The following is a 4675-nucleotide window of genomic DNA, read 5'->3' as shown; positions in this document are numbered from 1 at the left end:
GGCGAGGATCGTGTGTGCTTGGCTGCGCAGGAAGCCGGCCCAGGTCTGGTGGTCGCGCTGGGGTGTGGGTTCGATGCCGTGGGCTTGGAGGATTTCCCAGACGGTGGAGGGGGCGACCTTGATTTCCAGGGCGGCGAGCTCGCCGTGGATGCGCCGGTAGCCCCAGTTGGGGTTCTCTCGGGCCAGGCGCAGGATGAGGGCTTGGATGCTGCGGATGGTGGGCGGTCGGCCGGGCCGTTTCGGGCGGGAAACCTTGGCGTGGCGGCGGCGGAGCAGATCGCGGTGCCAACGCAGGACTGTATCGGGGGAGACGATCAGGTGCAGCTGCCGAAGTTGCGGCTTTGGGAGTCGGTGGAGGAGGGCGGCGCGGAAGGCCTGATCGGACCGGGTGAGGCGGGGCTTGTCGATCTGGCGCTGCAGGATGGCGAGCTGGTGGCGTAGCGTCAGAATTTCGATGTTCTTGTCGATGTCGCTCATCGGCAGCAGCCGTATGAAGGTGAACACGCTCGTGAGCATCAGGTACGGCAGTCGCAGCAGCACGATCGATCATCCTGGCGTACGCATCCGGCGCTCCTCAGCCGTATCAGAATACATGCAGGTCACACGCTATGGATGGGGTTTTCGGCACCCACAGGGCCCTCGCCAAGGGCATGACCATCCCGGCCACCATCACGCACGGCAGTACCGGCACAGTCCGGGGCAACACCCTGTCCTTCAACCCGGCCTTCCTGCTCGAGGCCCTCGGCACGTTCACGAGCGACAGCCTGGCTGACCGCTCGGCTGCCGGAGCGCGTGGTCGCCGCCAAAGGAACCGCTCGCGCGGCTCAGATCCAGCCTTCCTGCCAGGCGTGGTGGGCGGCGGCGTGGCGGGTGGGGGCGGCCAGCTTGGACATCGCGGCGGAGAGATAGTTGCGGACCGTGCCTGGTGCCAGATGGACCTCGGCGGCGATCTCAGCGACCGAGGCGCCGGTGCGGGCGGCGCTCAGGACCTGCAGTTCCCGGTCGCTCAGGGGGCAGTCGTCCTCGGTCAGCGCGGAGGCGGCGATGTCGGGGTCGACGTAGCGGCGGCCGGCGGCGATGTCACGGATGATCTCCGCCAGCCTGGCCGCGGTGGTCGTCTTGGGGACGAAGCCGCGCACGCCGGCGGCCAGGGCGCGGCGTAGCACCGCGGGCCGGGCGTGCCGGGTGACCATGATGATCTGGGTGGGCAGTTCGGTCCGGATCTCCTCGGCGGCGCGCAGACCGTCGGTGGGCGGCATCTCCAGGTCGAGCACGGCGATGTCGGGGCGGTGTTCGCGGGCGAGCCGCACCGCGTCGGTGGCGGTGGATGCCTCGGCCACCACGGTGAGGTCGTCCTCCAGCGCAAGCAGGGCGGCGAGGGCGCTTCTGAGGAGATCCTCGTCGTCGGCGATCAGCAACCGGATCAACACGCCGCTCCGTTCGCCGAGGCCGGCAACGACGCGAGCACTACGAAGCGGTCGCCGTCTCGGCCCCACGTCAACTCGCCGCCGGCTGCCCGCAGCCGCTCGGCGAGGCTGCGCAGCCCGGTGCTCTCCGCGGCGGCGGAGTGCTCGTCGGCGCTGTCGTTGCTGACCCGCAGGCGGGCGAGGCCGCTGGTAACGCGGTAGTCGACCTCGGCGTGCCGGGCGTGGCTGTGGCGGAGCACGTTGGTGGTGGCCTCGCGCATCACCAGGCCCAGCAGGTGGCGGGTGGGGCCGGCCAGGTCGGCGGCGACGGCCGCGGGGTCGAGGGTCATCCGGGCGTCGATGTCGGCCGCGGCCAGCACGCGGGTGGCGTTGGCGATCTCTTCGTCCAGTGTCGTACGGCGGTAGCCGTGCACCACGGCCCGCGTGTCGCGGAGGGCTTCGGCGGACAGGCGCTGCACGTCCCTCATCTCCTCGGCGGCGCGCGCCGGGTCCAGCTCCGCGAGCCGCGCCGCCAACTCGCTCTTCAACGCGATTATCTGCAGGTGGTGTCCCTGGATGTCGTGCAGGTCGGCGGCGAACCGCAGCCGCTCGTCCTTGACCGCCAGCTCCGCCTCCAGCTGCCGCGCCCGATCCAGCTGCCCCACGACGTCCCACGCCCAGAGGGGGCCGAGCACCATCCAGACGGTGAAGGCGATCAGCCCAGCCGGGAACAGCGCGGCGTACGCCAACTCTCCGTCCCCGGCGGCCAGGCTGACGGCACCGCCCGGCAGCAGCGCGAGGACCACCGCGCCGACGATCAGCAGCCGCCTGCGGCGCGGCGTGAGGTAGGTCGCGCAGATCGCCACCGTGACCGCGGGCGCGACCGCCCACAGTCCGTAGTTGCGCCGGACCAGCGGGAGCGCCGCGAGCACGACCGTGGCGACGCCCGCCGCGAGCAGCCAGCCCATGGGCGGGCGCACGGGATGCGGGTGGCCCGCCGACGGCGCAGCCAGCCATCCGCTGAGCAGCACCGCACTTGCCACGGCCTCGACGGCGAGAGCCGCGACGGCCGGGGTGCGGGCCCAAAGGGGCACGTCGCCGTCCAGGATCCAGACACCGAAGAACACCACCAGAAAGCACACCGTGGTGCCCGGCACGGCCCACCAGGTGTAGCGCCGGAAGCTCGTCAGCCCCATCCCGCGCTCGCTCGCTCCGTCATGCACGCGGCCATTGTCGCAGCAGCGGGGCGCGCCGACCGTGTGTCGTACGACTGGTCTCCGCATGACAGATGTCATGCGGAGACGTGACAACGCCACACCCGGACGTGCTGCTTCGGCACTACTGGCGGCTCTTCCGCTCGCGCAGGCTGAAGGGCGTAAAGATACCCCGGCCCTGTATGTGAGGAGAGCGTCATGCAGGCACGGAACGACACCAGGCTGACACACGCCCAGGACGCCGCAGCGCGTCCCGCCGGCAAGGCTCACGGCGGCCACGGCTGGTGGCACTTCGCCCGCCACTACCTGGAGATGGTCGTCGCGATGGCCGTCGGAATGCTCGTCCTCGGCGCGGTGACGCGAGGCGTCCTGGCGCTCGCGGACGTGGAGTTCGCGGCGACGCGCCATCCCGAACTGGCGTCGTTGGAGATGGCGTTCGACATGTCGGTCGGCATGGCCATGTGGATGCGTCACCGCGGCCACGGCTGGCCGAGCACCCTCGAGATGTGCGGCGCGATGTTCGCCCCCGCGCTCGTGCTGTTCCCCCTGCTCTGGCTGGGCGTCGTCGCGCCCGACTCGATGATCACCCTGGAGCACCTCGCGATGCTCCCGCTGATGCTCCTCGTCATGCTGCGCCGCCGGAGAGAGTACGGCGGCTGACCCCGCACCTCTTCCTCCTACGCCTTACGCCCCGGGAGACGCCATGACTGCCAAGACACATGCGACGACGCCGGTCACGACCACCGGAGCCGCCTCCGCAAGGCGGAGCCCGGCCCGGGTGCTGATGCGCCGCTGGCCCACGGCACTGGCCCTCGCGCTCACGGTCCCCGACCTGGTCATCGGGGACGGCTCGGGGGACGCGAGCGGCGCGGTCGCCGCCTTCGGGGAGGTCCTGCCCCTCCTGCCACTGCTGTACCTGATCGTCAACCAGCTCGGGAAGCCCCAGCTGACCTGGCCCGTGCTCGGGGCAGGGCTGGCGACCATGGTCGCCCTCCGGGCGCAGGGCGCGGTCCCGCCGTCCACCGTCCTGGTGACCGTCGCGCTGATCCTGCTGATCTGGGGCACCGTCCGCGGGACCCCGCACGGTCGGACCGTCTTCGGATTCCAGACCGCAGGGGCGTTCATCTTCTGCGCGCTCGCCCTGACGGGACTGACGGTGGACCCGGACCTCGGCCGCTATCTGGTGGCGGCCGGCTGGCTCCTCCACGGCGTCTGGGACTTCGTCCACCTGCAGCTGCGCAGGCTCGACGGGATCGTGTCCCGTACATTCGCCGAGTGGTGCGGCATCGTGGACGTCCTGATTGCCGTCGAGCTGCTCCTCCTGCCATAGCCGTACGGTCGTCCAGGTCGGGTCGCGTCACCCGACGCCGAGACCGAGGTCTGCCGGGGCGCCCTGCCATCGACGACCAGGAGACGGAGGCCGAGGGGTGGCCGACCTCGCTCGCCTCCTTCCCGCTGGGGCAATGGATCGCTGACGCCCAGCGCTTCTACGCCCGCGGGGACATGGACGAGGACCATCTCGAGCAGCTGGAGAAGCTGGGCATGGTCTGGTCGCACTTCGACGTCGCGTGGGAGGAAGGGCTCGCCGCCGACTACTTCGCCGCCCGCTGCCGGTGCGGTGCGCGCCACTGCCGTGGCCGCATCACCGGCTGGAGGGATCTACCGACCAGGCGCAAAGCGGACTACCACGGCTTTGTCGCCCCCTACCTCATCGAGATCGACCACCGGGCCCGCACGGCGCTGGCCGCCCGCCGGGACGGGGGTTCCCGTAGTGGTCGCCGCACAACAACGGATATGACTGGCAGGGCATCTGAGCTGCCGTAATGTGGCCGTTTGCCTGACTGGCCGTGCGGTCCGGGAGTCGACCCCCGGCTCCGTGCGGCCCGGCGCAGTGTTCAGTACTGTTCGGTCTCGACGAAGCTTGTGTCCGCGTCGTCGTCGGCGCCGAAGGCGGCAGCGGTCGGGTCGAATCCGGGCGGGCTGTCCTTGAGGCTCATGCCCATGCTGGCCAGCTTCGCCTTGACCTCGTCGATCGACTTCGCACCGAAGTTGCGG

Annotated in this window: 6 protein-coding genes and 1 pseudogene; 3 read left to right on the top strand and 4 right to left on the bottom strand. The window is 70.7% G+C overall.

The genetic code is table 11. The annotated features are described in order from the left end of the window. The 3 genes from ACFU8W_RS52075 to ACFU8W_RS52065 all read right to left on the bottom strand — a co-directional run. A partial coding sequence (locus ACFU8W_RS52075; RefSeq protein ID WP_384052858.1) for a helix-turn-helix domain-containing protein occupies nt 1-540 on the bottom strand: 540 nt, incomplete at its 3' end. Nucleotides 541-824: 284 nt separating this feature from the next. Continuing rightward, on the bottom strand, nt 825-1427 hold the full coding sequence (locus ACFU8W_RS52070) for a DNA-binding response regulator (protein WP_384052860.1): 603 nt from the start codon (nt 1425-1427) through the stop codon (nt 825-827). Then, the gene (locus tag ACFU8W_RS52065) at nt 1424-2629 is read right to left on the bottom strand and encodes a histidine kinase (protein ID WP_384052856.1); all 1206 of its coding nucleotides are present in this window, start codon (nt 2627-2629) and stop codon (nt 1424-1426) included. The genes ACFU8W_RS52070 and ACFU8W_RS52065 overlap by 4 nt, the downstream gene beginning before the upstream one ends. A 189-nt stretch (nt 2630-2818) precedes the next feature. Between ACFU8W_RS52065 and ACFU8W_RS52060 the strand changes: the two genes are divergently transcribed. The 3 genes from ACFU8W_RS52060 to ACFU8W_RS52050 all read left to right on the top strand — a co-directional run bounded on the left by ACFU8W_RS52060 (nt 2819) and on the right by ACFU8W_RS52050 (nt 4444). Then, nucleotides 2819-3280, top strand: a complete 462-nt coding sequence (locus tag ACFU8W_RS52060; RefSeq protein ID WP_384052854.1) for a hypothetical protein — start codon at nt 2819-2821, stop codon at nt 3278-3280. A gap of 43 nt (nt 3281-3323) precedes the next feature. After that, nucleotides 3324-3950: a hypothetical protein gene (locus ACFU8W_RS52055; RefSeq protein ID WP_384052852.1), complete on the top strand. Its 627-nt coding sequence runs from the start codon at nt 3324-3326 to the stop codon at nt 3948-3950. A 173-nt stretch (nt 3951-4123) separates the two neighbouring features. Then, nucleotides 4124-4444, top strand: coding sequence for a hypothetical protein (locus ACFU8W_RS52050; RefSeq protein WP_384052850.1), 321 nt, complete (start codon nt 4124-4126; stop codon nt 4442-4444). Nucleotides 4445-4515: 71 nt separating this feature from the next. Here ACFU8W_RS52050 and ACFU8W_RS52045 read toward each other — a convergent pair. Beyond that, nucleotides 4516-4675, bottom strand: a pseudogene (locus ACFU8W_RS52045) (DNA-directed RNA polymerase subunit alpha); the annotation flags it as partial.

It is taken from the genome of Streptomyces sp. NPDC057565 (assembly GCF_042801455.1).
Classification (GTDB): Bacteria; Actinomycetota; Actinomycetes; order Streptomycetales; family Streptomycetaceae; genus Streptomyces; species Streptomyces yanii.
The sequence above is the reverse complement of the archived record's forward strand: the minus strand, read 5'-3'. Positions and strand labels throughout refer to the sequence as shown.

Excerpts from the sequence above, each read along its gene's own strand:
- ACFU8W_RS52060 (WP_384052854.1), top strand. The coding sequence starts at position 2,819 with ATGCAGGCACGGAACGACACCAGGCTGACACACGCCCAGGACGCCGCA.
- ACFU8W_RS52055 (WP_384052852.1), top strand. The coding sequence starts at position 3,324 with ATGACTGCCAAGACACATGCGACGACGCCGGTCACGACCACCGGAGCC.
- ACFU8W_RS52050 (WP_384052850.1), top strand. The coding sequence starts at position 4,124 with ATGGACGAGGACCATCTCGAGCAGCTGGAGAAGCTGGGCATGGTCTGG.